This window comes from Vibrio sp. 1978 (assembly GCF_033344345.1).
The window spans coordinates 1-1366 of the sequence record NZ_JAWPOP010000094.1 but is presented as its reverse complement, the minus strand read 5'-3'; the positions used below and the strand labels follow the sequence as shown (position 1 = coordinate 1366).

Sequence of the window (1366 nt, the reverse complement as noted above, 5' to 3'; positions counted from 1 at the left end):
GACACTAGGTACAATCCAGCTCGCGAACTCATTATACAAAGGCATGTCGTGGCTCATCCATTGGTCTGCAGCTTCTGGCATGTAGCCCAAAATGTGCAGAGCATCGACACAACCAAATGCTAGTGCGGTGAACGCGGTAAGCACCAACATGAACTGAGACATTTTGTTGCGAACGGGCGCCATCATCATCAAAGCAATCGCCACAGGATGAAGTGCCACAACCGCAGGTAAAGTGATTGCCAATAGCTGCTCTAAACCGATGTTGGCGATAAAGCCTGACAGTACCATGGTGATGACGACACAGCTTTTGTAGTTCACTTTGCTAAAGGTGTTGTCATAGAACTCGCTGCCTGCGGTTGTTACGCCAATCGCTGTGGTTAAACAGGCTAATACCATGACTGCACCCAACAACACCGAGCCAAACGCACCAAAGTGGTTGAAGGTGAACGCCGTTAAAATATCGCCACCATTGCTAAACTCTGAACCTAAGTAAGAGCTAGTGGAACCGATGTAAGACAACGAAATGTAAACAAACGCCATCGCGACAGCGTACATTAAGGCTGCAATTAGAGTGTATTTCGCCGTTGCTCTCGGGCAGTCCACTCCCATGCTGCGAATAGCACGGAAAATGATCCAACCAAAGCCAATTGAGCCCAACGCATCCATCGTCATGTACCCTTGCGTCAGACCTTCTGCAAACGCACCACTCACGTATGGGCCACTGGCTTGTGTCAACTCACCTGCTGGGTAAATCAAGGCAGTGACAGACATGATGATCAAAATCGCCATTAACGCCGGTGTTAGGATTTTGCCTAAGTTATCAACCAACTTACCTGGGTAAAGCGCAAACCAAATGGTTGCTACACAAAAGGCAATCGTAAACGGCACTAATGCCGCCTCACCAAAGATTGGGGCGAAGCTAAATTGATAGGCGACGGTAATGGCTCGCGGAATCACAAATGCTGGCCCGATGACGATGAAGACCATCACCCAAAAACTGGTTGCTAGCGGTTTTGGTAGCGCAGCGGTTAGCTTGTCTGAGCCATTAACGATCGCCACCATTACCAATGCTAAAGCAGGTAGACCCACGCCAGTTAAAAGGAATCCAGACATTCCACTCAAAAAGTTTTCACCCGCTTGGTAACCCAAAAATGGAGGGAAGATAAGGTTACCTGCGCCCAAATACATGGCGAAAGTCATAAAGCCTAAGGCGGCGATATTGCGTGCGCTTAACATTGTTATTCCTCTTACACGTTTCGCTTGGAAGAAACTGAAAGGAATGGGAGAGAGTATGTAGTTGTTCCCGTCAGCTTCTTCTCAAGCTGACAGAAAGTTTAGATATAGCCTGTCAGCTCTGAATCAGTTC

General features: G+C 48.0%; 1 protein-coding gene. It reads right to left on the bottom strand.

The genetic code is table 11. The features are described 5' to 3' along the window. Window positions 1-1236 (bottom strand): branched-chain amino acid transport system II carrier protein (brnQ, locus tag R8N49_RS24685; protein WP_318190163.1); only part of this gene is annotated, 1236 nt, incomplete at its 3' end. Window positions 1237-1366 lie beyond the last annotated feature (130 nt).